The organism is Rhodoferax sp. RT4P68 (genome assembly GCF_056521305.1).
The window spans coordinates 1-23,594 of record NZ_JBWMBB010000001.1; the positions used below are offsets into that span (position 1 = coordinate 1).

Genomic DNA, 23,594 nt, shown 5'->3' on the forward strand with positions numbered 1-23,594 from the left:
AGGACAGTGAAACGCCTCCGCGCCGATGATAGTGCGGGTTCCCGTGTGAAAGTAGGTCATCGTCAGGCTCCTACAGCCAAAAACGCCCAGTCGAAAGATTGGGCGTTTTTATTTGGGGTGCCGGTTTTGGTTGCAGAGAATGCAATCCACCGAAAACCGCGCCGCCCCAAGGCCCAAACGCGGGTGCGTTCGTGTGCAACAGTTAATGCGCCAGAACTCACGGCTTGATGATCAGGGTTACCTAAGTCACGCCCCGCTACGCTGCCCTGTGGCTATCCTGAGCCCACAGGAGAGCCCCATGACCAGCCCCCCCACGGCCACGAGGCGTGTGTGTTCGATCGAGCGACCCCCAAGCGTGAGCGCCCGCACCGGTGTTGGAATGTGCGGGCTCGTTCTTGCCTTGCTGCTGGGCGCCTGTGCAAGTGCACCCAAGCCTACCGAGATCGAAGGCTCCATCGTCGCCGCGGCGACCGTCAATCCCAGCATCAGCCAGCGCCCCTCGCCCCTGCTGGTGAGGCTTTACGAACTCAAGACAGCGAGTGCGTTCAACAACGCAGACTTCGTCTCGCTCTACCAGAAAGACCAAGCCGAACTAGGCGCGGATCTTGTCGCACGGGAAGAGTTCGTCATGAACCCGGGCGAGTCGCGCCCGATTCGCCGCGTGGCGGCGCCGGAGACGCGCTTCATCGGCGTGCTGGCGGCATACCGCGACCTGGACCGCGCGAAATGGCGCGCTGTCGTGGCGGTGCAGCCGGCCCGCAAGCAGACCCTCACCATCACCGCCGACGACCTCGCGATCACCGCTGTCGTCGGCCCCTGACGGTCACCCCGATGAGCCAGCGCTCCAAGGTCATCTGGTCGCAGGGCATGTTCCTGCAACCCCACCACTTCCAGCAGGAGGCGCGGCACCTGCAGCATGTGGTCGACCTGCGCGTGCGCGCCACCGGCGCGTACGCCTGGGGCTTTTCGCAACTGGTGCTGGACGAAGGCCTGTTGGCGCTCGGCAAGGTCGGCATCGTGCGGGCCAGCGGTGTCTTGCCCGACGGCACGCCGTTTCAGATTCCCACCGTCGACGCAGTTCCGTTGGCGCTCGACGTGCCGGCCGACATCCAGGGTGAGCTCGTCTGTCTCGCCGTCCCTGTGACCCGCACCGACGTCACCGAGATCGACTTCGGTGAGACGGGTGCCAACGACCTGTTCCGCTACCGCGTCGTCCACGAGGAGCTGCGCGACCACACCAACGCTGCCGACGAACCCGAGCCCGTGCAGACTGGCGCGCTCAACCTGCGTCTGCTGCGCGCGCGCGATCTCACCGACGCTTACGCGTCGCTCGGCGTGGTGCGCGTGATCGAGCGCCGCGCGGACCAGCAAGCCGTCCTTGACCGCGACTACATCGCGCCGCAAACGCGCATCGAAGCGACTGCGCAACTCTCCGCCATCGCCACGCTGTTGCACGGCCTGGTCCAGCAGCGCGCCAGACTTCTCGCCTCGCGCATGGGCCAGCTCGGCCATGGCCTGTCAGAGGTGGCCGACTTCCTGATGCTCCAGACGCTCAACCGTGCCGAGCCGGTCTTTCGCCAGCATGCCGGCGCACCGCACGTGCACCCGCATGCGTTTCATCTGGCCTGCCTGCAGCTCGCGGGGGAGCTGGCCACGTTCGCCAGCGACGCGCGCACGCCGCCCGAATTCCCGCTGTACCACCATGTCGATCTGCAGCGCACCTTCGCGCCGGTGGTCGACGCCCTGCGTCAGATGCTCTCGACCGTGCTGGAGCGCAACGCGTTGCAGATTGCGCTGACAGAGCGTGCACACGGCGTACGCACCGGCGTCTTTCCTGACACAGACCTTGCGCGCAGCGCCAGCTTCGTGCTCGCCGTGAACGCGCAGATGCCGTCGGACCAGTTGCGCGCCCGCTTCCCCCTGCAATCCAAGCTCGCCCCCGTCGCCAAGTTGCGCGACCTTGTCAACCTCGCCTTGCCTGGCGTGACGATGCGGCCGCTGCCCACGGCCCCGCGCCAGTTGCCCTTCCACGCAGGCTTTCATTATTTCGAGCTCGACCGCGGCGACGACCTATGGAAGCAGATCGAAGGCAGCGGCAGCCTGGCGCTGTTCGTGACCAACGACTTCCCCAGGCTCGAACTCGAGTTGTGGGCGATTCGCCAGTAGCGCGCAGCAGGACCGTGCGATGGATTCCGCCAGCCTCCACGACCCGTTTGCGCAGCTGGACGAGCCGCGCACCTTCATCAAGCCCAACCCCGGCGGCCGGCCCGGCCCGCAGCGCCCTGCCGAGCCGCGCGAGGCCCCCGGCGCCGAGCCCCCCGCGCCCGACACCGGACTGAACCCCCTGGTTGCCGCCGCCAACCAGCTGCTGTTGCTGGTGCCGCAGCTGCGCCACACGCGCCATGTTGCCGACCCGACGGCACTGCGCAATGCGCTGGCCCAGGGCGTGCGCGACTTCGTGGCCCGTGCCCACGCCGCGGGCATCGCCCCCGAGCGCGTGATGGCCGCCCGCTATGTGCTCTGCACCATGCTGGACGAAGCTGCGGCAGACACGCCTTGGGGCGGATCCGGCGTGTGGAGCCAGAACAGCCTGCTCACCATGCTGCACAACGAGGCCTCCGGCGGCGAGAAGGTCTTTCAGCTGATGGCACGTCTGGCCGAAAAGCCGGAGGCCAACCGCGACCTGCTGGAGCTGATCTACAGCGCCATCGCACTCGGCTTCGAGGGACGCTACCGCGTGGTGCCCAATGGCCGCGCGCAGCTCGACGCCGTGCGCGACAAACTGGCCCACATCGTCAAGCAACAACGCGGCCCGTATGCGCCCGCGCTGGCCCAGCACTGGCAGGGCCAGCCGGTGCGCCGCAAAGCCGGCCTTTCATGGCTGCCGCTGGCAGCTGCGACCGCACTCGCCGCGCTGGTGATGGTGGTCACGCACCTGTGGCTCGCCACCTCGCTTGCCGACCAGTCCGACCCGGTGTTCGCACAAATCCAGGGCTTGCGACTGCCGCCTGCGGTCGTGCAGGTAGCGCAGGCCGCGCCCAAGCCGCGGCTCGCACAGTTCCTGCAATCAGACATCAAAGCCGGCCTGGTGGCCGTGCGCGACGAGGTCGACCGCAGCATCGTCACCGTGCGTGGCGATGGTCTCTTCGCCCCCGCCAGCGCCACGCTGGTCCCGGAGCGCGAGGCCCTGATGGCCCGCATCGGCAATGCCCTGGCCCTGGTCGGCGGCCAGGTCCTGGTCACGGGTCACACCGACAACACGCCCATGCGCTCGGCCCGCTTCCCGTCGAATTGGCATTTGTCGGAAGAGCGGGCACGCAGCGTGCGCGCACTACTGATCGCCCACCAGGTCCCCCCCGAGCGCATCACCTCCGAAGGCCGCGCTGCCAGCGAACCTGTCGCCGCCAACGACACGCCCGCCAACCGTGCGCAGAACCGCCGCGTCGAGGTCACGCTGATTGCCGGGCGCGCACTGGCAGCGCCCATGTCCGCACCGGGCCCATCTGCCACTGCCGCCCCCTCCGCGGGCCAAGCCACAACGCCGCCAACCGCTCCCGCCACTGCAGCGAGCCGATGATGATCAAGAAGCTGCTTGGCCTCGTCTTCAACCGCTGGGTGCTGCTCGCGGTATTGCTCGGCGCGGTGGCGGCAGTGGTGTGGATCGTCGGCCCGCTCGTCGCCGTCGCCGGGCATGCGCCGCTGGAAAGCGAGAACGCACGGTCCATCACCATCGCCGTGATCGTCGCGCTGACGCTGCTGCTGCTCGTGTGGAAGGCCTGGCGCGCGCGCCGCGGCAACACCGCCGTGGTGCACCAGCTGATGGCCGCCCCCGCATCCGCGAAGGAAACCGAAAGCCCGGACCTCGCCGCCGTGCGCGAGCGCTTCGAACGCGCGCTCGGCACGCTGCAGCGCGCTCGCTTCGGCTCTGGCCAACTGCTGGCGGGATGGAAGGCGCGCCTGGGTGGCCGCTACCTGTACGAGCTGCCCTGGTACCTGATCATTGGCGCGCCCGGCTCGGGCAAGACCACGGCGCTGCAGCACTGCGGCCTGAAGTTTCCACTGGCCCAACAGATGGGCGACCATGCCGTGCGCGGCGTCGGCGGCACGCGCCATTGCGACTGGTGGTTCACCGACCAGGCCGTGCTGATCGACACCGCCGGCCGCTTCACCACACAGGACAGCGACCGCGACAACGACCGCGCCACCTGGGGCGGCTTCCTGAAGCTGCTGGCCAAGGCCCGGCCACGCCAGCCCGTCAACGGCGTGCTGGTCACCGTCTCCGTCTCCGATTTGCTGACCCGCGGAGCCGACGATCGCGCGCGCCACGCCGCCACCGTGCGCGCGCGGCTGCAAGAGCTGCAGCAAGACCTCGGCATCCGCTTTCCGATCTACCTGATGGTCACCAAGTGCGACCTCATGGCCGGCTTCATGGACAGCTTCGCCACGCTCGACAAAGACCAGCGCGCCGCCCCCTGGGGCTTCACCTTCCCCCTGGACGGCAAAGACCACAAAGCCGACCAGGCGCCCAACCTCGCCCGCCTGGGCGGTGAGCTGCAGCTGCTGCAGCAGCGCCTGACCGATGGCCTCATCGACCGCCTCCAGGCGGAGGCCGATCCGCAGCGCCGCGCCGCCATCTACGCCTTCCCCAGCCAGTTCGCCGGCCTGCAGCCGGTGCTGCAGGAATTCGTGGACGCCGCGTTCTCGCCCTCGCAGTACGACGCCAACCCGCTGCTGCGCGGCGTCTACTTCATCAGCGGCACGCAAGAGGGCACGCCGATCGACCGCATGCTCGGCGCCGTGGCGCGCAGCTACCGCATCGAGCACGCCGTCATCGCGCCCAACCAGTCCAGCGGCAAGAGCTACTTCCTCACGCGGCTGCTGGGCGAGGTCGTGTTCGCTGAAAGTGGCCTGGCCGGCACCAACCTGAAGTGGGAACGCCGCCGGGGCCATCTCGCCATCGCCGGTTACGCCCTGGTCGCCTTGGTCACCGCCGGCACGCTCACGGCCTGGGGCATCAGCTACACCAACAACCAGCGCTACGTGGCCGATGTCGCGGCGCGTGTGGAGAAGGTACGCGCGCTGGTCCACGCCACGCCCAACCGCCACGCGCCCGAGCTGCAGCCCATCGTGCCGGCGCTGCAGGCCACACGGCAACTGGCCGACCCAAACGCCGACCAGGCGGTGCCGCGCGCGCTGGGCTACGGCCTGTTCCAGGGCCGCAAGCTCGACAGTGCCGCCCACGCCGCCTACGACCGCATGCTGGTCGACGCCGTGCAGCCGCGCCTGTCGCTGCGCGTCGAGCAGCAGCTGCGCCAGGGCGGAGACGCCGCCGAATCGCAATACGAAGCGCTGAAGATCTACCTGATGCTGCACGACCCCGAGCGGCTCGACCCCAAAGCGGTGAAGGCCTACATCGAGCGCGACTGGGACACGGTGCTGGCGCGCGAGCTGACCGTCGAACAGCGCGCCGCCATGTCGCAGCACCTGGACGCCCTGCTGGCCCAGGGCAAGGTGACCAGCCCGGTGCGCGAAGACCAGGCCCTGGTCGCCACCACGCGCGCGCAGCTGGCCAGCGTGGCATTGCCGCAGCGCGTCTACAACCGTTTGCGCCAGCAGGGGCCGGGCGAGGGCATCGCCGACTTCAGCATCGTGCGCTCCGCTGGCGTCAGCGCGCCGCTGGTCTTCTCGCGCGTCAGCGGCCGGCCGCTGACGCAGGGCGTGCCCGGCCTGTACACCTACGACGGCTACCACAAGGGGTTCCAGAACGCCGTCGGCCAGGTCACCCGTGAACTGGCTGAGGAGCAAGGCTGGGTGCTCGGCGTCACCGAGCCGCAACGCCCCGGCGCGCTGCTGCAGCCTGGCAATGCGGCGCTGGTCGACGACGTGCGGCGCCTGTACCTCACCGAGTACGCCTCGATCTGGGAAGCCTTCATCGCCGATGTGCGCGTGGTGCCGCTGACCAGCCTGGCCCTGTCCGTGCAGACCGCCCGCCTGCTCGCCGCGCAAGACAGCCCGCTGCCGCTGCTGGTCAAGGCCATGGCCCGCGAGACCACGCTGGCCACCCCGTTCGGCAACCGCAACGCGCTCGACAAGGCGCTGGACAAAGCCTTTACCAAAGCGAACAAGGCCATCAACACCACGCTCAAGGGCGTGGTGCCCAAGGCCGCGCCCGTCGAGCCCGGCGCGCTGGAGGCCACGCTGGTCGACGAGCGCTTTCGCGGCCTGCGCCAGTTCGCCCTCGCGCCCGAAGGTGGCAAGGCGCGCGTGGACGACATCGTCGCCCTGCTCGGCGAACTGGCCGTGATGCTGCAGGCGGTGGACACCGCGCTCAAAGGCGGCGCCGCACCGCCACCCTCACCCCTTCCCAACAAGCTCAAGGCCGAGGCCGCCACCACGCCGCAGCCGGTGCGCGGCATGCTGGAGAACCTGTCCGACAGCAGCGAGCGATCGGGCAAGGCCATGTTGCGCGACAGCCTCTCCAAGATCGTGCGCGCCGATGTCGGCGAGTTCTGCAACCTCGCCATCGCACGACGCTACCCGGTCGACCGCCTCGCCGCGCTGGACGCCAACCAGGCCGACTTCGCGCAGCTGTTCGGCCCCGGCGGGCGCATCGACAAGGTGATGCAGGGTGCGCTGGCGCCGTATGTGGACACCAGCGCGCGGCCCAGCTGGCGCTTTCGCGCGGTCGAAGGCACCTCGCTGGGCAGCGACGTCGGCACGCTGCCGCAGTTCCAGCGCGCCGCCGTCGTGCGCGAGACCTTCTTCCCCGGCGGCTCGGCCACGCCCGCGCTGCGGCTGGACATCCGGCCGGTGGAGATGGACACCACCATCCGCGAGTTCATCCTCGACGTGGACGGCCAGATCGTGCGCTACATGCACGGCCCCATCATCCCCGTGCAGGTGCTGTGGCCCGGGCCGCGCGGCAGCTCGCAAGTGCGCGTGCAGGTGACCGGCCAGACCGGCATCCCGCTGGGCGGCATGGTCACCGAAGGGCCATGGGCGCTGTTCCGCATGTTCGACCGCGTGCGCACCGAGCCCGGCCCCTCGCCCGAGCGCTTTCGCGCCACCTTCGAGGTCGACGGCCGCAAGGCCGTGTTCGACATCACCACCAGCAGCGTGCGCAACCCCTTCGGCTTGAAGGAGCTGCGCGACTTCCAATGCCCGACAGGCCTGTGAGGCAGCCATGAGTGTGGTTGCCGATACCGAACCCCCAGGCTGGTACGGCAAGCTGTCCACACTGGGCGACTTCGCGCAGCGTCGGCTGCCGCCCGAGCTGGTGCGCAGCAGCGACGACTGGCTCTCGCGCGCCATGCAGGCCAGCCGCCAGCAGTTGGGCGAGCGCTGGCTCGACGCCTACCTCACCGCACCGGTGCTGCGCTTCGCCTGGGCGCCCGGTGTGGTGGATGCGGCCTGGTGGTTCGGCCTGCTGATGCCCAGCTGCGACAACGTGGGCCGCTACTTTCCGCTGCTGATCGCGCAGCGCCGCACCCGCCCGCCGCTGGACCGCAGCGCGCTGGACCACCTGGCCACCTGGTTCGACCACATCGCCCAGGCTGCCACGCAGACGCTGACGGAAGACGCCACGCTGGCCCGGTTCGAGCAGGCGCTGGGCCAGGCCCCCCCCTGGCCCGTGCCGGGCGGCAGCGTCGCACTGGTGCACAGCGCCATTCCCGGCGGCACGCACTACCCGCTGGTGGCCCCGGCGGTGCTGCCGCACTGGCTGCAGGCGCTGGCGGCGCAAGGCCTGCAGGCGCGTTTTGAAGGCTGTTCGGTCTGGTGGCGCCACGACGAGGCGACGCGCATGGCCAGCGCGCGCGTGGTCAGCGGTCTGCCCGACCCGGCGCTGTTCGCGCAGATGCTGACGGATTGAAACCGGGTCCCGGGCGCGTCCGAAACCTAGTCCAACAAGAACGTACGCCTGGCCCACCACCTCTGCGCCGCACGGCGAGGCGCGGCCGCGCCAGCCTCAGTTCCAGTCCTCGTCCGCCATCGGGTGGGTGCACTCGCTCGGGTCGGCCACCCACAGCGCAATCGCGCTGTAGTTGTCCTGGTCCGGCGCGCTGCGCGCATCGATCAGCGTGCGCATGGCCGCCAGCCAATCCTGCGGCGTGTCGGCCGCGCGCAGCGTGGCCAGCATGTCGGCTTCGGTCAGTGCGCCCCACCAGCCATCGCTGCACAGCAGGAAGGCGTCGCCGTCCTCCAGCGCCACCGGCAGGCCCGGTGTGTGCGGCTCGATGCGGTCGTCCATGCCCATGGCGGCCAGCAGCTGGTTTTTCATCGGGTGGTGCACGGCCTGCTCGGCCGTCAGCGCGCCACTCTCCAGCATGCGCTGCACCACACTGTCGTCGGCCGTCAACCGCTCCACCGCGCCATAGCGCAGCCGGTACAGCCGCGAATCGCCCACGTGCGACCACAGCGCGCGGTCGGTCTGGCCATCGACCCACAGCACCACCACCGTGGCGTGCATGCGCTCGCGGCCCATGGCGCCGGCCTGGGCCTGCTGCAGCCCGAGGTGCACGCCTTGCACCGCCGCCACCAACGTGGCCGCTTCGAACGCGGCGCCGGGCGCGCACAGCGCCGCCTCCACCCCCTCCACCACGTGTCGCGCGGCCTCGGCGCCGCGTGCGTGGCCACCGGCGCCATCGGCCAGCACGGCATGGCAGCGGCCACCCTGGTCGCCGGCGCGCACGGCGTCCTCGTTGCCGGCCCGCGTGCCGGGCTCGCAGAGGCTGGCCAGCGCGAAGGTGAAGGCGCCCATCACCCTACCCGCAGCGGTTGTTCTTGCGGCTGCAGCCGCGCCAGCTGCTGCTCATACGCTTCCAGAAACGCCCGCCCGAACAGGGAGTGGAAGTCGTCCTGCGCCTCGTTGCGGATGGCCTCGAAGTTCTGCAGGTACAGCTCCCACAGCCGCGCCTTGCGGTGCATCGGCAGCACGCTGTCCAGCACCGAATGGCCGGCCAGCTTGGCCTCCAGCTGCTGCGGCGTGAAGCGGTCCAGCACGCCCTCCAGCGCAGCGCGCGTGCCGGCCATGGTGCCGATGGTGTGGCCCACCAGGTCGTGCATGGCGTCGGTCATGGCCTCCGGCCCGGGCAGGAAGCCGCGCAGCGGCGGCTGCAGCAACTGCTCCAGCGCCGAGCGCGCGTCGGGTGAGAACTTCAGCGGGTTGTTGTGCTGCGCCTGGATCATCGTGACCTGGGCCCGCAGCTCGTGCCGGGCAGTCGCCCGCACGGACATCAGCTGCAGCGTGCCGGCCACCGCCGCCTGCAGCAAGGCGCCGACGGTGCGCATCAACGCCGGGTCGACACCCTGCGGTGGCAGCACGGCCACGCCGGCGCCCTCGCAGAACGCGGCCCACAGCGCCTGCGCATCGCCGGACCACGCCGGGCCGGCAGGTGCCGGTGGCTCTGCCCGGCGCATGGGCGCAGGGGTTGGCGTTAGCGCGGGGGCGGGGGTTGGGGTGGGCGTGGGGGCCACCGTTTGCGCGCGCAGGTGCGCGGGCGTGTGGGCCGGCATGTCGTCGCGCTGCACCGGCGGCGGCATATAGGCGCCACGCAGCGCGGGTACATGGTCGGGCCATGTGGCCGCTGTGCTGGGCGCGGGCGCAGCGGCCAGGCCCAGCGCGGCCAGCGGGTCGACCGGCACCGTGCCGGCCCCGGCGCCATCCTGTGCGGCTGGCGTGCGCACCGCCGATGCCAGGTCGGCCATGAAGCCGGCCAGCGGATCGTGCGCGGCTGCCGTGCCCAGGCCGAACGCCTGGTCCAGCGAGACGGCCGGCCCGCCGGGCACCAGGCCCTCGAACAGATGCGTGTCGCCGGTCGATGCGGCTGGGGCCGCAGGCGGTGGCACAGGTGGCGCAAACGGGTCGAAATCATCCGGCAGCAACTGGCGCGTGGGCGTGGGCGGCCTGGCCCAGGCGCCTGAGCCGGCCGGAATGCCGGCCGCTGGCGGCGCATCGCGGAACGGGTCGGTCGCAGCCGGCGCGGCAGCCGCTGCTGGCGGGTGCGCCGGCGTGGCGTCGTCGCCCGGTGCGCCGAGCAGGTCGGCGAACGGGTTGCCGGGCGACAGCGGCGCGCCCAGGTCGCCCAACCCGCCGCGCGCGGCGCCGGCCGAAGCACCCGCCGCAGGCGGCAGCGCCCGGCGCGTCACGCCTGGCGTGGCGGCATCCACGGCGGCGCGCCCCCGCACCACGCTGTCGGCCTCGTCGTCCGCGGCGAGCTGCTGCACCACCTCCAGCAAGTAGCCGCCAATGCGCACCTGATCCTGGTGCGCCAGCGGCGCCGATTCACCACGTGCCAGCGCCTGGCCGCGCACGATGATGGGGTTGGCGCTGCCCACGTTGCGAATCGCGTAGCGCCCTGCGCTGCAGCGGATCTCGGCCTGCTGGCGCGAGATGTGGCGCTCTGGGCTGGGCAGTGCCAGCGTGTTGTGATCGGCCCGGCCGATGCTGCCGCCCTCGGCATCGAAATGCGCCGTGATCGGCTGGGTCAGGGGGTGGTCGTTCAGCGACACGGCACGCAAGGTCAGGGTCATGGTGGGCGTCCGTGCGAGGGGCTCATGTGCGGGTGTCTGCGTTGTGATGGTCGTCACTTCCCGGCGTCCCCTCAATGAACGAAAGTCACCTGTTCTAACGATTGCGCTGCCGGGCCCGCTCTCCATAATGGGTTGATCATGTTGCGCGACCCGCATCCAACCCGCACCTGCCGATGAAGCACGCCTGCCTGTCGATCCTCGCGGCGGCCGTATTGGCGGCGTGCCAGGCGCCGCCGCCCGCTGCACCCGTCGCGCTGCCGCCAGCGCCGCCCGTGGCCGAGCCCGAGCCGGCGCCCGCCGCGCCAGTCGCCGCCCCGGTGCCCAGCGGCCCGGTCGGCGCGGCGGCCCAGGCGCAGGCGCACAAGCTGGCGATGGCCGCCGTCGAACTGCTCGAAGCGGGCAAGGAAGAGGCCGCCGTCGCCGAGCTGCAGCGCGCGCTGGCGATCGACCCGCAGAGCAAGCTGGCGCTGAACCTGACCAAGCAGATCGAGACCGACCCGCAGACCACCTACGGGCGCGATTCGTTCCCCTACACCGTGCGGCCCAGCGACACGCTGTCGCGCATCGCCCAGCGTTTTCTGGGCGACATCTACGCCTTCTACGCGCTGGCCCGCTACAACAACATTGCCGTGCCCCGGCAGGTAGCGGCCGGCCAGGTGCTGCGCATTCCGGGCAAGCCCCCAGCGGGCGGCACAGCAGCGCAGCCCGCCCCGCCCCGGGCGCCTGCACCGCCCCCACCCGCGCCAGCCGCAGAGCCCCGCGTGGCCACGGTCCCACCCGCCGCGGCGCCCGCCCCCGCCGCGGCGCCGCCGCCCCCACCGGCGCCCGAGCCCACGCCTGGCGAGCGCGCCCTGCGCAGCGCCGCTGCGGCCGAGCGTGCGGGCGATCTGGCCCGCGCCCGCGCCGAGTACCAGAACGCCGCCGCGCTCGACCAGCCCGGCGCCGCTGCCAAGGCGGATCAGATGGGCAAGCAGCTGGCGCAGCGTCACGCGGGTCAGGCCAGGGCCGCCTTCACGCGCCAGGATCTGGACGCGTCGATCGCCAACTGGCAGCGCGTGCTCGACATCGACCCCGACCACCCGCAGGCGCGCTCCGAGATCGTGCGCATGCGCGCGCTGAAAGACAAGCTCGGCAAGGTCAAGTGAGCGGGCGCCGCAGCGTGATGCTGCGGTTCACCCGCAAGCCATGCGACGGTGCCGACCTGCCCGACCTGCCCGACCTGCCCGACGGCCCGCGCTGCAGCGCAGGCGACTACGGCCCCCAAGCGCGCCCGCTGTTCAGGCCTTCACTTGGGCGCGCTCCCGCGCGCACGCGGCGCCGCGCTGCGCGCCGGCATCTCTGCATCGCCCAGCGCGCGCCGCGTCAGTGTGTGGCGCGAATAGCGCCCCAGGTAGTGCTTGCGGTTGCGCTCACGCTCCAGTGCCCGCAGCGCGTCGGCGGCCGCGCCGTGCCCGGGCTGCAACCCCACGATCACCAGGTAGTGCTGCATCGCCGCCTCCAGCTCGCCGCGCTGCGCGGCCAGCGCCGCACGCGGCAGCCGCTCGGCGACCAGCGCGTCGATGCGGGCCTGCGTCTCGGCCAGCCGCTCGCGGTACTCGGCGCTGTCGGGTCGCAGCACGGTCAGCAGTTCCCAGGCCAGCGCCACCTCGGCCCAATGCCCCTGGCGCGCCGCCGCCTGCGCGCGATCGCGCTGCCGCTGTTCGAACACGAGCGCCGGCGTCGGCGGCCCGCTGCTGACGATGGGCGGCGGGCCCATCGGCGCATCGGCTGGCGGCGGCGAGGGTGGCGTGCCGCAGCCCGCCAGCGCCAGCAGCAGCGCGCAGGCCAGCACGCCCGCGCACCCGCTGCCGCGCGCCGGCCTCATGGCGCCGCCACCCCGCGCGCGGTTTGCAGCTTGAGCTTGAACGACGCCAGGTCCTGGTCGCCATAGACCATCGTGCGGCGCAGCATCAGCGGCTGCGCGAAGAAGGCGTTGCCACCCGGGTTGACCGTCAGCCCCATCTGGTAGCGGTGCCGCGCCAGCGTGTCCAGCACGGCCTGGTTGGCGTCGCCATACGGGTAGGCGTAGTGCTGCACCGGCTTGCCCAGCCGGCGCTCCAGCAGTTCGCGCGGTGTGCGTGTCTCCGCGTCCAGCCGGGCGCCGTAGCGCGGGTCACTGGTGCCGTCGATCAGGTTGGTGTGCGACTTCGAATGCGCCTGCACATCCACCAGCCCCGAGGCCGCCAAGTCCTGCAGCTGCCCCCAGCTCAGCGCGTCGCCCGCGCCGATGAAATCGGTGTAGACGAACAGCGTGGCCGGAAAGCCGTGCTGGCGCAGCAGCGGCAGCGCGATGCGGTGCACCGATTCGTAGCCGTCGTCGATGGTGATCACCACCGCGCGCTGCGGCAGCGCCTGGCGCCCTTCCAGAAACGCCGCCAGCTGCGCCAGCGGGATCACGCGGTAGTCGTTGCGCGCCAGCCAGTCCAGCTGCTGCGCGAACGCGGCGGCCGAGATCACCATCCGCCCGCCCCCGTTGCCAAAGCGGTGGTAGCACAGGATGGGCACCGTCTGGTAGGCCTCGGCGCCCACGCCCACCGGGTTGGACCCCCGCAGCGGCACGACCAGCGCGCGGTCGGGCTCGGCCGCGGCGGTGCCAGCCGGCAGCGCGTTGAAATCGGCGATGACCCAGTCGCGTGACTCGCTGCCCAGAAAGCGCTGCGCGACCGAGCGCAGCGTGTCGCCGGCCGCCGGCTGGTAGATGACGAAGCGGTCGCTCTGCCCCAGCACGCGGCCACCTGCGCTCGGCGCGGGCGCAGGTGCAGCGATGGGTGCGGGGGGCGGGGTGGCCGGTGGTGGCGCCGCACAGCCGGCCAGCAACGCCAGCAGTGCGGTCTGTACCAGCAGCGCGATCAGCATGTGCGCGGCCACACGTTGCGCGTGCCAGCGGGGCGGCGTCAACGCAACCCCTTGGTGGGCGCCACCACGGTGAGGTCGGCGGTATCGGCCCCGGTCGCGTCGAGGGCCCCATCGGGCACTGTGTTGGCGGCGGCCTTGGTGGTCACGACAGTGGAAGCATCAGCGCCGGTGCGTATGTCCGCTGCCGCCGAGGGCACGACCACCGTGGCGTCGCCCCCGTCGCCCTCATACGTTGCACCCAGCGGGATCTGCGCGAGAGGCGTGGCCGGTGCAGCTGGCGTGCCGGGTGTGGTGGGCACCATGGGCGCCGTGCCCGTGCCCGTTGCCAGTGTGGCCATGGACGTAGGCGCAGGCGTCGGCGTCGCGCCGGTGCCCGCGCCCGCGCCGGCCTGCCGGTCCTGCAGCGCCTGCGCCATCTGGTCGAAGGCCAGGTACAGCTCGCCGAACTCATCGCGCCGCTGCTCGCGGATGCGGTGGTCGAAGCGCCCCTTGGCGATCTCGCGCATCGACTCGGCCACCAGCTTCACCGGCCGCGCAAACCAGTTCGCCACGAAGAACATCGCCACCGCCACGCCCAGCACCGTCACCACCACCAGCACCGCCATCAGCCAGCGCGACAGCTGCGCCACCTGCACCAGCGGCTGCTCGCGCAGGCCCAGCGCCACCTGGCCAATGTGCTTGCCCCCGAAGGTGATCGGCGCGGCAAAGCCCAGCACCGCCTCGCCCCCCGCCACGTAGCGCGTCACGGGCAGGCTGCCGGCGCGCTCGGCCATCACCTCGCCCGGCGGCGCCACATACGGCTGGCCGACGCGCTCAGCCTGGCTGGCCGCACGCACGGTGCCGGCCTGGTCGATCACCGTGATGCTCTGGAAATCGCCGGTCTTCATGATCTCCTTGAGCGAGACATCCACTGTGTCCCACTCATCGCCCAGCACCGGCGCGGCGTTCTGCGCCGCGATGAAGCGCGCCAGTGCAGCACCGGAATCGACCACCTGGTTCACCATCGCCGCGTTCTGCCGGTTGGTGACGATGGCCGCCGTGAGCCCCATCACCACGGCCACGATCAGCGCCATCATCCCGGCCCACTTCACGCGCAAAGGCACGCTGCGCGGCTTGTCTTTCTGCGCGGCGTCTTCGTCGATCTCGTGCAGCACGCGGCCCAGGGCGTCGGCCAGTTCCTCACCGGTCTGAAAGCGCCGGTCCGGCGCCTTGGCCAGGCAGCGTTCGACCACGCGGCGCAGTGCGGCCGGCAAGTCCGAGCGCAGCGACTCCATCGGCGCCGGCTCTTCGCGTGCGATCTTCACGGCCAGCGCCACCAGGCTGTCGCCCAGGAACGGCCGGCGCCCGGTCAGCATCTGGTAGAGCAGGATGCCGCTGGAGAACAGGTCAGATCGCCCATCCAGCCGCTCGCCCTGCGCCTGCTCGGGCGACATGTACTGCGGCGTGCCCAGGATGTCGCCCACGCGCGTGCGGTGCTCCGCGCCGGTCGAGTCCATGTGCGCGATGCCGAAGTCCGTCACCTTGATCGTGTTGGTGCCACGCACGCGCATCACGTTGCCCGGCTTGATGTCGCGGTGCACGATCCCGCGCGCATGCGCATAGGCCAGCGCGCGCGCTAGCTGGATGCCCATCACCACCACATCGCGCAGCGGCAGGGGCTTGCCATCGGCCAGTTCGTCGCTGAGCGGCTTGCCGTCGATCAGCTCCATCGCCATGTAGGGCCGGCCTTCGATCTCGCCGACGTCGTGCACGGTGACGATGTTGGCGTGCGAGAGGCCGCCTGCGGCCCGCGCCTCGCGCAGGAAGCGGGCGTGGTATTCCTCGTCCGCGCACAGCGTGGCGTGCAGGAACTTGATGGCCACATCGCGGCCGATGTCCGGGTCGTGCGCCTGGAACACAGTGGCCATGCCGCCGCGGCCCAGCTTCTCGCCGATGCGGTAGCGGCCCACCTGACGCATGACGGGCGCGCCCGGCGTGGCGCTCTTGCCGGGCAGCGTCTGGGGGATGGTCGAACTGTGCGGCAGGCTCGTGTCGGGGCCGGGCAGCGTGCGGCTGACGGGGGCGTCTGGTGGCGCTGTGGCGGTGCCACTGGGCGTGTTGAGGCGGGTCGAATCGTTGTCGACGACCACGGTCTCATCCCCCCGGCCACCCGTGGGTGGCGCCGGGTCGAATCGGCGGGAAGCGGACCGTTCTTCGTCAGTCATGCGCGCCTGCACCCTGCAGCCCCACCCCGGCAACGCCGGACAGCCCGGCGCAGCGACCGCGCGCGGGCAGAGGTGGGTGCCAGCGTGCGGCGCTATGGTCCCGCGGCAGGGGCGGTGGGGCAATGAACGAAAGTCACGTGGGGCCGGCGCGGCGGCCTGTTGGTGCCCGCTCGCCTCGTGGGAGAGCGTTGGGGAGAGAGGGCTGCAGCCGTGGCCGCCGCCCACTGAGGTTGCCCGTGCTAGGACGCCCGCAACTGGCCGCCGTACAGCCCCGGCACCGAGTCTGCGATCTCCACCGCGCCGGCGACGCGGCGGAAGAACTCCGGTGCGCCCACGCCACCGGCAACCGCATAGCCATAGCCTGCAGCCCGCATGTCCAGCAGGCACGCCCGCAGCAACGCCGCGCCGACACCCTGGCTGCGCACGCCGCTGGCCACGCCGATCGGTCCGAAGAAACCGCGCGCCGTCGCGTCGAAGCAGGCGAAGCCCAGCAGCGCCGTATCCCGCGTGGCCACCCACAGCGTGACCGGGCGGTTCGACAGCGCGACCTGCGCCTCGCTGGCCCAGCCGACGCCGAAGTGGGTCGCGACCCAATGGGTGATGGCGGTGTGCTCAGGGCCGATGGGTTTGCGGATGACGGCGCCGGGCGCAGCGGGGGCCGCCAAAGCCTCGGGTGGGTAGAGCTTGATCAGCATGTCCATGGTCAGATGCCCGGCATGTGCGACCACCACAGGTACAGCGCGACGGCGCCGAAGATGGCGCCGACGATCAGCCAGGTGCGCCCCTGCGGCACCAGCGCGCCGGCACTCAGGCAGCGCCAGGCACCGAGCAGCAGGAACAGCGAACCGAGGATGGCGAACAGCGTCGGCACGGGGAAGGACATGGTCTTCGCCTCTGGAACTCAGCCGCCCATCATCGGCAGCACGCGTTGTTGCCGCCAGGTGGGCGCGGCCACGTTGAACAGCGGCGTGCCCGGCTGCAGCAGGCTCAGGTACTCCGCAGCCGCGATGCGCTGGCGTTGAAAGCCGGTCTTGAGCACACCCAGGCAGTGCAACGACGACGGCGGCGCGCCCATGAACGTACGCGTGCCCGGCGCAAAGCGGTGGCCATTCGCCTGCCACCACGCGGCGATCTTGTCGGGGTCTGGCCAGGGCAGGCTGTCGTCTTCGTCCATCGCGACGTTGTCGTCATCCGGGTCGTCGTTGGGGCCGAACTGCACGTCCTCGGGCGGCTTGCGGTCGAGGTCGAGGTACGCGAGGTCCAGGCCCGTGATGAAGCTGAAGGCCTCGCCCGCCAGCCGGGCCAGTTGCAAGTCCGCCATCTGCGCGATGAGCCACGGCACATGGTGCGGGTCGCCCGCGATGGCGATGCCCTGGATCAGCAAGCGCACCTGCGCCGGGTCTTTGGCCAGCGTGGCGAGCAATGCGTGTGCGCGCGGCGGCGAGAGCACTTTCAGCAGCGCGCGCAGTGAAGTCAACCGTGGTGCCTGCTCGAGGCCGTCGTCGAGAGCGTGCGTTTCCAGCGCGTGGATGGCCTCGGCCCGGTGGCCGAGCAGCAGCGCGGCCCACGCCGCCTCCACAGCCCAGCGCGCATCGCCGTCTGCCAACGCTGCGAGGCACGCGTCCGCCAGATCGCGCCGACCGCAGATGCCCGCCACGCGCAGGGCGCGCGCGCGCAAGGTTGCGTCGCCGTCGCGCAGGGCCGTGTCGAGTGCGGTGCGTGGGTCCACGCCGTGCATGGCGCAGGTGGCCAGAGCGACCTCGCGCCGCCATGGTTGGCGGGACTCCAGCAGCGCCCGCGTGGTGCCCTGCAGGTCGGACGCCGAGACCCAGCCGAAGGCCGACAGCAAACCCGCGCGGCTCGCCGGCAGGGCCTCGGTGATCGCGAGCAGCTTGTCGAGCCGTTCCACATCCCGGTCGGCGATGGCGCCCACGGTGGCGGTGAAGATCTCGCCCGCGCCAGGCCGCTCCAGCGCCTGTTGCACCAAGCCCGCACCGTACGCGCCAGCGACCGCGATGCCATCCAGATGCGCGGCAATGCGTTCGTCGAGGCGGCCCAGTTGCAGCAGGCGCACGTGGGGGGCGCGCACGAGTACCGAGCGCACATGGCGCAGGTGCGCGGCCTCCTCCACGTGCTGCATCACGACGGCGGGGATGGGCGGGCGAGCGAGGGGCATGCTGTGAAGGTGACGGGCGTCAGCGCAACACGTTTTTCGGTTGGGGCGGCTTGCTGGAAGGCGGTGGCGTTGGATGGCGTGTGGCGGTGGTTGCTGGGGGCGTGGGCGTGGGCGTGGGCGCGGTCCTGAGCTGGGCGATGCGGGTCATGATGTGCCTGCATTCGGCTGAGGCCAATATCCGAAAGTCACACGCGTGGCGGCCCACACGCGTAAGGCGCCGCTCGATCTGTCTGCGCCGAGGCCCGCAATGCCCCGGGTGCACTGCGAACCGGCGCCCCGGCTTGCACCGCTACACCATGAACCGGTCGGTCTCGGCGCTGGCGCTGTCATGCCCGCTGGCGCCGTGAACGGTTTTTGATGCAGCGCAAGCGGGTCGCGCGCAGCGCTTGAGAGGCATCAACGTGCAGGTGGGTGGACTCTTCTGTAATCGTGCTCGGGAGTGTTCCCGGAACGACAACAGAAAGAAGACCATGAAGAAGCAAGTGATCGCCGCGGCCGTGCTGGGCCTCGTGATGGCGACATCGGCATTCGCGCAAGCCACGCCCCAAGGCCCCTGGCAGGTGCGTGTGCGCGCCGTGCACCTGAACAGCGCCAACAAGGATTCCACCGGGCTGGACCTGTCGATCAACAACAAGTGGATGCCTGAGCTGGACATCAGCTATTTCTTCACGCCCAACATCGCGGCCGAGCTCGTGCTGACGGTTCCGCAGAAGCACGACCTGCGCGCGGGCGGCACCTCCATCGGGTCCCTGCGCCACCTGCCGCCCACGCTGCTGGCGCAATACCACTTCATGCCCACCGGTGCCGTGCGGCCCTACGTGGGTGCCGGCATCAACTACACGCGCTTCAGTTCGGTGCGCCTGCCAGCCGGTGTCGACATCGACCGCAACAGCTTCGGCCCCGCGCTGCAGCTCGGCATGGACATTCCGCTGCCCTACAAAAACCTGAGCCTGAACATCGACGTCAAGAAGGTCTGGATCAAGACCGACGTGTCCGCTGGCGGTGCCACGCTGGGCAGCTTCAAGGTCGACCCGGTGCTGTTCGGCATCGGGCTGGGCTGGCGGTTCTAGGCGGGTTGGCGGGTGGCGGTGGAGTTGTCGGCGGAACCTTTAATGCCGCATGCCGGGCAGATTCAGCGCGTGTGCATCGCGCGGTGAGTTGGATTGCGTTCGACAGACCGGCACGAGCTTTTCGAGCAGGGCCAGCGCGCGCCTGGGATTGCCACGCGCCGCGCGCGTTTCGAAGCGCACGCGGCCGTCGTCGTTGGCAAGCGCTACCGTGGCCAGCTCGTCCATCAGCTTGTTGATGCTGATGGAGTTGGACTTCGCGAGCGCCCTTAGGCGCTCATGCTTGTCGTCGGGCAAACGAATCTTCAAGGTGGGCATGGGTACGACTCCGGGCATTGCTCGCAGAAGTTCCGCTCAAACTTCATGCGGTTCAGGGCCCATCAAAGACGCCGGAATATCGCGCGCACCATGCAGCACGCGCCAGACGTCCACGTGGTCCGCGCGGTCGATGAAGAACACCAGATGCGGAAATCGGCGCACGCGCCAATGCCGCAGGCCTGGGAGGTTGAGCGCGTGCGCATAGCGCGGTGAGCCGGTGGCGGGATGCTTGCCGATGTGGGTGTACGCGTCCTGCAGCGCATCGACGAACTGCAATGCGACGCTGGCGTCGGCATCCGTCAGGTAGTGATCTACGGCATCTTCCACGTCGCGCAGGGCAAGCGCCCGGGGAACGACGGGCTTCGTGGCCATGTGTCAGCCACGGCGGGTCGTTTTGCTGGCCGGCTTGTGGCGCGCGGCGGGCTGCTTGGCTGCTGCGGGCGGAGTCTTGCTTGCGATACGTGCGCGCAAGCTGTCGAAGTAGCCGGCATCGACAGGGTGCGTGGCTGCGGATTCCCCGCCCGCGAGCAGCACCGCGCGTAAGTGCTGCAGGTCTTGTTCCTTGCGAATGAGTTCGCGCACATATTCGCTGCTGGTGCCGTAGCCACGCGCGGCGACCTGCGAGTCGACGAACGCCTTCATCGGTTCCGGGAGGGAAATGTTCATGGTGCTCATCGCAGGCCCTTCATGCCACCGTCAAGTCGGCAGCATCGTACCGATCTTGGCAAATTTTGGCAAAGTGCCCGCTACCGTACATCACGCGCCCTCGAGCGCTCGCACATCTTCCGCCGTATCGGGCCGAGCCGACCGCATCGCCGGCAACCCGGTGCGCTCGTCGGTCCGCGCCTGCGGCCTGGCGCCAGCGTCGCGCGCCTCTTCCCCCGCGATCAACCGGCTGACGCGTGACACCGACAGCGCTGCCATCAGGGCGAGCACCGTCATGGTCATGCCGTGTTCACGATAAGCCGCGCGCAGGGCCGCAGCCCGGTCCCACCGCACTGCTGGAGACACTCGCTCCACACCCGCTCGCGCGCCGCCGGTGTATCGGCGACGGTTCGCCGCTGCGGGCGAGGCACGTCGGCCGCCGCACGACGCAGAGGCTCGGCCTTCTCCTGCGTGCGCTGCGCGAAAGCCTCGTCACCCAGAAAGATCTGCTGGCGTAGCGCCGTGGACCAGAACGCATCGTCACCGGGATCGGCCTGTGTCATCAACTTGGCGTAGAGCCGGGCTGCCTGCTGCCGGTCGCCGCGCGTCTTGAGTTCACGCGCCAGCAGATAGCCGTGTAGCCCATCCGTGTCCAGCCACGCCGGAGTGCCCTCCAGGCCCAGATGCGCGCGGCAACTTGACCACGGCCAGTCCTGCGGCTGACCAACGATGCCAGCGGCCACCGGGTTGCGTTCGACATAAGGCACAAAGCCAGCAGGTAGGCATCGCGGTCCACCAGAATGGCCTTGAACCGGCCTTGCAGCAGATGCCCCACCAGACCGTGCCGACGGTTGAACACCTGCGTATAGACGCCGTTCACATGGCGCATCAGCCGCGACAGATTGGGCTGCCGCGTGTGGAGCACCAGGTGGTAGTGGTTGCCCATCAGGCAATAGGCCAGCACCTGACCGTCGAAACGGTCCATCGCCTGGGCGATGACATCCAGTTGCGCCTTGCGGTCGTCGTCGTCGCGGTAGATCGGCTCGCGGCGATCTCCGCGTGAGGTGACGTGGTAGACGGCGCCGGGGAATTCGATGCGGAGGGGGCGAGCCATGCGATGCCTCCGCCTGGTTCACGGAAGAAGGGCTTCGAGCTTGTTCCCCACGCGCAGCCCGTCGATGTTTGCGAAGTGTGCGTCGCGGGTCAGAACCGCTGCGCCCTGCTCGAGCGCACTGGCTGCTATCCACAAGTCGTTGGTCGGAATCGGCTGGCCTTTACGGCGAAGCCCGGTGTAGACAAGTGCGTAGCTGTCGGCGGTCTGCGCAGTGATCGCCACCACCTCGACACGCGGCGAGTCCATGATGCTGCCAGCTCCGCCCGGTTCTGCGCCTGGCGCGTGCCGGCCGCAAAGGCGGCTAGTAGTCACCCAGCACCACGCTGGTCATCACTAAGCGATCCGCGTGTGCCACGACGTCGACGACGGAAGTTTCGCCAGCCTTGAACGCGGGCTACGCGTTGGTGTCGACCACGATGGGGCGCATGCGTTACCGCCAGAGCGCAGCGTCTACCTCACCAAACGCGGCGACTGACGCCTCGAACTTCGCCGCCTGGCTCTTGGTCCAGGTGCCGGCGAGTGCGTCCAAGTCGTCATGACGAGTCCGAGCCGGCCGCGCGCGTCGCAGGCCAAGGCCTTGCTCGATCAGCCGGACGACCAATGCGTTGACGCTGGCACCCTCACGCGCGGCACAGCGCTTGAGCTCGGCCATGGCCTTGTCGTCGAGGCCGCGAATACTGAGGTTGTGCATTTCATCGACGTTGCTATCAATCTACCGGCAGCAATGCTATCAACTCAGGTCGGCGAAGAGGATGCGCACGGCGTGAACAGCCAGCGCATCCGCAGCTTTCCGGCCATTGCCGCCGGCTACTACTGCATGGCCCTGAGCTTGTACCCCGAGGCCGCCTATGAAGATGTGTTCGCCGTCGTGGCCCAGGGTCTGGCGTGGATGCAAGGCCAGCAAGGTGTTCCGACGGTGGCCAAGTCGTCCATCAGCATGGCGCGCACCAAGATCGGCGCGGCGCCACTGCAGGACTTGCATGCCCGCGCTTGTGTGCCGCTGGCCGATGTGCGCTTGCAGCCCGAGGCGTTCTACGCCGGCCTTCGGCTGGTCGCCATCGACGGCAGCAACTTCGAGCTGCCCGACGAGGCCGGCAATGTCGTTGAGTTCGGGCATCCCGGCAGCCGCACAGGCCACGCGGGCTGTCCGCAGGCGCAATGCGCGGTGCTGGTGGAGTGCGCCACGCACGCAATCCTCGGCGCCAACCTGGGGGCCTACCGTGCGGCTGAGTGGGACATCTGCGCGCCGTTGCTCGACCGGCTCGGCCCCGACATGCTGTGCCTGGCCGATCGCGGCTTCAGCGGCTACGCCCACTGGAAAGCGGCCCTGGCCACCGGCGCACAGCTGCTGTGGCGTTGCGTAGCCAACCGGCAGTTGCCAGTGGCTCGTGAGTTGCCGGACGGCTCGTATCTCAGTGTGATCTACCCCGATGGCAAGTCGCGCAGCGCACGCACCGGTGAGATCGTGCTGCGCGTCATCGAGTACGCACTGCCCGGCATCCACAACGTCGAAGAGCGCTATCGACTGATCACGATCATGCTCGACCCCGAGCAGTCACCGGCCCTGGAGCTGGCCACTCTGTACCACAAGCGCTGGGAGGTCGAGGCGGTCTTTGACGAACTGAAGACGCACCTCGTGCAACGCCGTCGCACCCTGCGCAGCAAGACCCCGGAAGGGGTGCGCCAGGAGTTCTACGGCTGGGTGTTGGCGCACTACGCCGTATGCTGGCTGATGCATCAGGCGGCCAGCAGCCAGCGCGTACGCCAGCGAAGTCTTTCATTCACCGGCCATCTCCACCTGCTGCGCCGCGCCCAGCCCCTGTCCGGGGCCTTTCCCCCCAGCGCGACCAAGACTGCGTAAGCGCTGGTTCGCCACGTTGTTGCGCGAGGCAGCCACGCTGCGCTGCGTCAGTAGCCGAGGCCGTGCGAATGCGCGCATGGTCAAGCGACGCAACTCGCCGTTCCCGGGCTATAGCCGGACCAAGCGCCCTGGCACAGAGCTCGATTTCTCGCCCGCACTGCTTGGACCGAAGCCGTTGTCGCCTCGCCAGCGGTTTGCCAATCTCGCGAACTTTTCGTAAACGAACAGTATTGAGACCTGACCCTGGTTCGGCGCCACGCGGTCGACGGCACGCAGGATCACCGCGTTCGGTGGGCCCAGGGCAACGGTGCGCGACAAGGGCGCGTCGAACAGTTGCCGCGCCACTTCGAGGACCGAGGGTGCTGCCTGGATTGCAAACGCGATCACAACTCCTTGGCAACGTCAGAGAGCGTCGACTTCAAGAAGCCGATGTCCTCGTCGGTGACTTCCATTTTTGCCATCATGTCCACCGAGCGCCCGAGCGCTTCCAGCAGCATTGCACTCGCTTGTTTCGGACTCGCATTGAGGAACTTGCCGTGGTCGATCTTGAGTCGGAACTCCAAGGACTTGTCCTTCCTTGATTTTTTGGCCACCTCTTTGTAGAAATCGGGGTCGCTCATGATGATGCTGATGAAGTCCCACTTCTTCCAGAAGCTCGTGAACTTGCGTTCCTTCACTCGCTTATTCACTGCATCCTGAATGGGCTTCCACGCCGCCTGGTGTTTTGCGGCGACGTCGCCGTCGAGTTCAGCCGATATCCAAAGTTTCATGGTTCTGATGGTCC

26 protein-coding genes are annotated in these 23,594 nt (G+C 69.8%); 9 read left to right on the top strand and 17 right to left on the bottom strand.

Annotation, left to right across the window (positions count from 1 at the left end; translation table 11 throughout):
* From AC099J_RS00005 to tagF, 6 genes are all read left to right on the top strand, one after another.
* Positions 1-228, top strand: a 228-nt coding sequence (locus tag AC099J_RS00005; protein WP_479613140.1) for a hypothetical protein, incomplete at its 5' end; no start/stop codon positions are given.
* Between the two features lie 127 nt (positions 229-355).
* Positions 356-820 (top strand): type VI secretion system lipoprotein TssJ, encoded by a 465-nt coding sequence (tssJ, locus tag AC099J_RS00010; RefSeq protein WP_479613141.1) that lies wholly within the window; start codon positions 356-358, stop codon positions 818-820.
* 11 nt (positions 821-831) lie between these two features.
* The gene (gene tssK, locus AC099J_RS00015) at positions 832-2,166 is read left to right on the top strand and encodes a type VI secretion system baseplate subunit TssK (protein WP_479613142.1); all 1,335 of its coding nucleotides are present in this window, start codon (positions 832-834) and stop codon (positions 2,164-2,166) included.
* Between the two features lie 19 nt (positions 2,167-2,185).
* On the top strand, positions 2,186-3,577 hold the full coding sequence (locus tag AC099J_RS00020; protein WP_479613143.1) for a DotU family type VI secretion system protein: 1,392 nt from the start codon (positions 2,186-2,188) through the stop codon (positions 3,575-3,577).
* Entirely contained in the window at positions 3,574-7,176 is a 3,603-nt protein-coding gene (tssM, locus tag AC099J_RS00025) for a type VI secretion system membrane subunit TssM (RefSeq protein WP_479613144.1), read from the top strand. Before AC099J_RS00020 ends, tssM begins: the two co-directional genes overlap by 4 nt.
* 7 nt (positions 7,177-7,183) lie before the next feature.
* Positions 7,184-7,870 (top strand): type VI secretion system-associated protein TagF, encoded by a 687-nt coding sequence (gene tagF / locus AC099J_RS00030; protein WP_479613145.1) that lies wholly within the window; start codon positions 7,184-7,186, stop codon positions 7,868-7,870.
* Between the two features lie 96 nt (positions 7,871-7,966).
* Here tagF and AC099J_RS00035 read toward each other — a convergent pair whose 3' ends face one another.
* Both AC099J_RS00035 and tagH read right to left on the bottom strand, forming a co-directional pair.
* A complete protein-coding gene (locus AC099J_RS00035) occupies positions 7,967-8,758 on the bottom strand; it encodes a PP2C family protein-serine/threonine phosphatase (RefSeq protein WP_479613146.1) in 792 nt (263 codons plus the stop codon).
* Positions 8,758-10,530: a type VI secretion system-associated FHA domain protein TagH gene (tagH, locus tag AC099J_RS00040; protein WP_479613147.1), complete on the bottom strand. Its 1,773-nt coding sequence runs from the start codon at positions 10,528-10,530 to the stop codon at positions 8,758-8,760. The genes AC099J_RS00035 and tagH overlap by 1 nt, the downstream gene beginning before the upstream one ends.
* 173 nt (positions 10,531-10,703) lie before the next feature.
* Between tagH and AC099J_RS00045 the strand changes: the two genes are divergently transcribed.
* Positions 10,704-11,675 (top strand): LysM peptidoglycan-binding domain-containing protein, encoded by a 972-nt coding sequence (locus tag AC099J_RS00045; RefSeq protein WP_479613148.1) that lies wholly within the window; start codon positions 10,704-10,706, stop codon positions 11,673-11,675.
* A gap of 140 nt (positions 11,676-11,815) precedes the next feature.
* Here AC099J_RS00045 and AC099J_RS00050 read toward each other — a convergent pair whose 3' ends face one another.
* The 6 genes from AC099J_RS00050 to AC099J_RS00075 all read right to left on the bottom strand — a co-directional run bounded on the left by AC099J_RS00050 (position 11,816) and on the right by AC099J_RS00075 (position 17,805).
* Complete coding sequence (locus AC099J_RS00050; protein ID WP_479613149.1) at positions 11,816-12,394, bottom strand: hypothetical protein; 579 nt, start codon at positions 12,392-12,394, stop codon at positions 11,816-11,818.
* On the bottom strand, positions 12,391-13,467 hold the full coding sequence (locus AC099J_RS00055) for a polysaccharide deacetylase family protein (RefSeq protein WP_479613150.1): 1,077 nt from the start codon (positions 13,465-13,467) through the stop codon (positions 12,391-12,393). Before AC099J_RS00055 ends, AC099J_RS00050 begins: the two co-directional genes overlap by 4 nt.
* Positions 13,464-15,629, bottom strand: coding sequence for a protein kinase domain-containing protein (locus tag AC099J_RS00060; RefSeq protein ID WP_479613151.1), 2,166 nt, complete (start codon positions 15,627-15,629; stop codon positions 13,464-13,466). The genes AC099J_RS00055 and AC099J_RS00060 overlap by 4 nt, the downstream gene beginning before the upstream one ends.
* A gap of 239 nt (positions 15,630-15,868) precedes the next feature.
* Entirely contained in the window at positions 15,869-16,330 is a 462-nt protein-coding gene (locus AC099J_RS00065) for a GNAT family N-acetyltransferase (protein WP_479613152.1), read from the bottom strand.
* A 2-nt stretch (positions 16,331-16,332) separates the two neighbouring features.
* Positions 16,333-16,512 (bottom strand): hypothetical protein, encoded by a 180-nt coding sequence (locus AC099J_RS00070; RefSeq protein WP_479613153.1) that lies wholly within the window; start codon positions 16,510-16,512, stop codon positions 16,333-16,335.
* 18 nt (positions 16,513-16,530) lie between these two features.
* Positions 16,531-17,805, bottom strand: coding sequence for a TIGR02270 family protein (locus AC099J_RS00075; RefSeq protein WP_479613154.1), 1,275 nt, complete (start codon positions 17,803-17,805; stop codon positions 16,531-16,533).
* Positions 17,806-18,275: 470 nt separating this feature from the next.
* Between AC099J_RS00075 and AC099J_RS00080 the strand changes: the two genes are divergently transcribed.
* A complete protein-coding gene (locus AC099J_RS00080) occupies positions 18,276-18,875 on the top strand; it encodes an OmpW/AlkL family protein (RefSeq protein ID WP_479613155.1) in 600 nt (199 codons plus the stop codon).
* A gap of 39 nt (positions 18,876-18,914) precedes the next feature.
* Here AC099J_RS00080 and AC099J_RS00085 read toward each other — a convergent pair whose 3' ends face one another.
* From AC099J_RS00085 to AC099J_RS00120, 8 genes are all read right to left on the bottom strand, one after another.
* Positions 18,915-19,190, bottom strand: coding sequence for a toxin-antitoxin system HicB family antitoxin (locus tag AC099J_RS00085; RefSeq protein WP_479613156.1), 276 nt, complete (start codon positions 19,188-19,190; stop codon positions 18,915-18,917).
* A 36-nt stretch (positions 19,191-19,226) separates the two neighbouring features.
* A complete protein-coding gene (locus AC099J_RS00090; protein WP_479613157.1) occupies positions 19,227-19,562 on the bottom strand; it encodes a type II toxin-antitoxin system RelE/ParE family toxin in 336 nt (111 codons plus the stop codon).
* A gap of 3 nt (positions 19,563-19,565) precedes the next feature.
* Positions 19,566-19,865 carry a type II toxin-antitoxin system ParD family antitoxin gene (locus AC099J_RS00095; RefSeq protein ID WP_479613158.1) on the bottom strand — a complete coding sequence of 100 codons (300 nt, stop codon included), beginning with the start codon at positions 19,863-19,865 and terminating at the stop codon, positions 19,566-19,568.
* 81 nt (positions 19,866-19,946) lie between these two features.
* The gene (locus AC099J_RS00100; protein WP_479613159.1) at positions 19,947-20,132 is read right to left on the bottom strand and encodes a hypothetical protein; all 186 of its coding nucleotides are present in this window, start codon (positions 20,130-20,132) and stop codon (positions 19,947-19,949) included.
* A 2-nt stretch (positions 20,133-20,134) separates the two neighbouring features.
* On the bottom strand, positions 20,135-20,398 hold the full coding sequence (locus AC099J_RS00105) for a hypothetical protein (protein ID WP_479613160.1): 264 nt from the start codon (positions 20,396-20,398) through the stop codon (positions 20,135-20,137).
* A complete protein-coding gene (locus tag AC099J_RS00110; protein WP_479613161.1) occupies positions 20,398-20,949 on the bottom strand; it encodes a transposase in 552 nt (183 codons plus the stop codon). The genes AC099J_RS00105 and AC099J_RS00110 overlap by 1 nt, the downstream gene beginning before the upstream one ends.
* 18 nt (positions 20,950-20,967) lie before the next feature.
* A complete protein-coding gene (locus AC099J_RS00115; protein ID WP_479613162.1) occupies positions 20,968-21,195 on the bottom strand; it encodes a PIN domain-containing protein in 228 nt (75 codons plus the stop codon).
* Positions 21,196-21,379: 184 nt separating this feature from the next.
* Positions 21,380-21,640, bottom strand: coding sequence for a hypothetical protein (locus AC099J_RS00120; protein WP_479613163.1), 261 nt, complete (start codon positions 21,638-21,640; stop codon positions 21,380-21,382).
* A 33-nt stretch (positions 21,641-21,673) separates the two neighbouring features.
* On the opposite strand from AC099J_RS00120, the gene AC099J_RS00125 reads away from it, so the two are divergent.
* The gene (locus tag AC099J_RS00125; protein WP_479613164.1) at positions 21,674-22,810 is read left to right on the top strand and encodes an IS4 family transposase; all 1,137 of its coding nucleotides are present in this window, start codon (positions 21,674-21,676) and stop codon (positions 22,808-22,810) included.
* Between the two features lie 383 nt (positions 22,811-23,193).
* Here AC099J_RS00125 and AC099J_RS00130 read toward each other — a convergent pair whose 3' ends face one another.
* On the bottom strand, positions 23,194-23,580 hold the full coding sequence (locus tag AC099J_RS00130) for an Imm44 family immunity protein (RefSeq protein WP_479613165.1): 387 nt from the start codon (positions 23,578-23,580) through the stop codon (positions 23,194-23,196).
* Positions 23,581-23,594: the final 14 nt, after the last annotated feature.

Excerpts from the sequence above, each read along its gene's own strand:
- tssK (WP_479613142.1), top strand. The coding sequence starts at position 832 with ATGAGCCAGCGCTCCAAGGTCATCTGGTCGCAGGGCATGTTCCTGCAA.
- AC099J_RS00020 (WP_479613143.1), top strand. The coding sequence starts at position 2,186 with ATGGATTCCGCCAGCCTCCACGACCCGTTTGCGCAGCTGGACGAGCCG.
- tssM (WP_479613144.1), top strand. The coding sequence starts at position 3,574 with ATGATGATCAAGAAGCTGCTTGGCCTCGTCTTCAACCGCTGGGTGCTG.
- tagF (WP_479613145.1), top strand. The coding sequence starts at position 7,184 with ATGAGTGTGGTTGCCGATACCGAACCCCCAGGCTGGTACGGCAAGCTG.
- AC099J_RS00035 (WP_479613146.1), bottom strand. The coding sequence starts at position 8,758 with ATGGGCGCCTTCACCTTCGCGCTGGCCAGCCTCTGCGAGCCCGGCACG.
- tagH (WP_479613147.1), bottom strand. The coding sequence starts at position 10,530 with ATGACCCTGACCTTGCGTGCCGTGTCGCTGAACGACCACCCCCTGACC.
- AC099J_RS00045 (WP_479613148.1), top strand. The coding sequence starts at position 10,704 with ATGAAGCACGCCTGCCTGTCGATCCTCGCGGCGGCCGTATTGGCGGCG.
- AC099J_RS00050 (WP_479613149.1), bottom strand. The coding sequence starts at position 12,394 with ATGAGGCCGGCGCGCGGCAGCGGGTGCGCGGGCGTGCTGGCCTGCGCG.
- AC099J_RS00060 (WP_479613151.1), bottom strand. The coding sequence starts at position 15,629 with ATGACTGACGAAGAACGGTCCGCTTCCCGCCGATTCGACCCGGCGCCA.
- AC099J_RS00065 (WP_479613152.1), bottom strand. The coding sequence starts at position 16,330 with ATGGACATGCTGATCAAGCTCTACCCACCCGAGGCTTTGGCGGCCCCC.
- AC099J_RS00070 (WP_479613153.1), bottom strand. The coding sequence starts at position 16,512 with ATGTCCTTCCCCGTGCCGACGCTGTTCGCCATCCTCGGTTCGCTGTTC.
- AC099J_RS00075 (WP_479613154.1), bottom strand. The coding sequence starts at position 17,805 with ATGCCCCTCGCTCGCCCGCCCATCCCCGCCGTCGTGATGCAGCACGTG.
- AC099J_RS00080 (WP_479613155.1), top strand. The coding sequence starts at position 18,276 with ATGAAGAAGCAAGTGATCGCCGCGGCCGTGCTGGGCCTCGTGATGGCG.
- AC099J_RS00085 (WP_479613156.1), bottom strand. The coding sequence starts at position 19,190 with ATGCCCACCTTGAAGATTCGTTTGCCCGACGACAAGCATGAGCGCCTA.
- AC099J_RS00090 (WP_479613157.1), bottom strand. The coding sequence starts at position 19,562 with ATGGCCACGAAGCCCGTCGTTCCCCGGGCGCTTGCCCTGCGCGACGTG.
- AC099J_RS00095 (WP_479613158.1), bottom strand. The coding sequence starts at position 19,865 with ATGAGCACCATGAACATTTCCCTCCCGGAACCGATGAAGGCGTTCGTC.
- AC099J_RS00100 (WP_479613159.1), bottom strand. The coding sequence starts at position 20,132 with ATGACGGTGCTCGCCCTGATGGCAGCGCTGTCGGTGTCACGCGTCAGC.
- AC099J_RS00105 (WP_479613160.1), bottom strand. The coding sequence starts at position 20,398 with ATGACACAGGCCGATCCCGGTGACGATGCGTTCTGGTCCACGGCGCTA.
- AC099J_RS00110 (WP_479613161.1), bottom strand. The coding sequence starts at position 20,949 with ATGGCTCGCCCCCTCCGCATCGAATTCCCCGGCGCCGTCTACCACGTC.
- AC099J_RS00115 (WP_479613162.1), bottom strand. The coding sequence starts at position 21,195 with ATGGACTCGCCGCGTGTCGAGGTGGTGGCGATCACTGCGCAGACCGCC.
- AC099J_RS00120 (WP_479613163.1), bottom strand. The coding sequence starts at position 21,640 with ATGCACAACCTCAGTATTCGCGGCCTCGACGACAAGGCCATGGCCGAG.
- AC099J_RS00125 (WP_479613164.1), top strand. The coding sequence starts at position 21,674 with ATGCTATCAACTCAGGTCGGCGAAGAGGATGCGCACGGCGTGAACAGC.
- AC099J_RS00130 (WP_479613165.1), bottom strand. The coding sequence starts at position 23,580 with ATGAAACTTTGGATATCGGCTGAACTCGACGGCGACGTCGCCGCAAAA.